Source organism: Streptomyces sp. SID12501 (assembly GCF_010550245.1).
Taxonomy (GTDB): domain Bacteria; phylum Actinomycetota; class Actinomycetes; order Streptomycetales; family Streptomycetaceae; genus Streptomyces.
On sequence record NZ_JAAGLU010000215.1, the window covers coordinates 1 to 682 of the forward strand.

A 682-nucleotide genomic window follows, 5' to 3' on the forward strand; every position below is an offset into this window, starting at 1 on the left:
CCGCCGACGAGCAGCGGGGTCACGTAGATCCCCATGGTGAGCGAGAAGACGATGACGGCGCCCGCGACCAGGCCGGGCGCGGACAGCGGCAGCACGACCCGCCGGAAGGTCTGCGCGGCGGACGCGCCGAGGTCGGCCGACGCGCGCAGCACGGCGTCGTCGATGGCCCCGAGCGACGCCGTCAGGGCGATGACCGCGAACGGCAGCAGAACGTGGACGACCGCGAGGAACACGGTCCACGGCGAGCGCAGCAGCGGCAGCGACGCGTCGGTGAGGCCGAGCGCCTGCAGCGTGCGGTTCACGGGCCCCTCGCCGGCCATGACGATGCGCCAGCCGAAGGACCGCACGACCTCGGACGCGAGCAGCGGCGAGAGCGTCACCGTGAACACGAGGGTCTTGCGCCACCCGTGCGCGGCGCGCGCGAGGTACCACGCGACCGGGTACGCCAGGACGAGGCAGGTCACGCTGACGCGCACCGCGAGCGACAGGCTCTCCAGCAGCGAGCGGTACAGGTAGGGCGTGGTGAGCACCTCGCGGTACTGCCGCAGGCTGAACCCGGGCAGCGCGAAGTTGAACGCGTCGGTGGGTCGCAGCGACAGCACCAGGAGGCCCGCGAGCGGCAGCAGGAACGCGACGAGCACGAACACGGTCGGGAGCACGGCGGGCACGACGCCCGGGCGCA

At 73.3% G+C, this 682-nt stretch carries 1 protein-coding gene; it reads right to left on the reverse strand.

The genetic code is table 11. The annotated features are described in order from the left end of the window. The coding region (locus tag G3I71_RS45335; RefSeq protein WP_164324757.1) for an ABC transporter permease at positions 1 to 659 on the reverse strand (659 nt) is incomplete at its 3' end. Positions 660 to 682 lie beyond the last annotated feature (23 nt).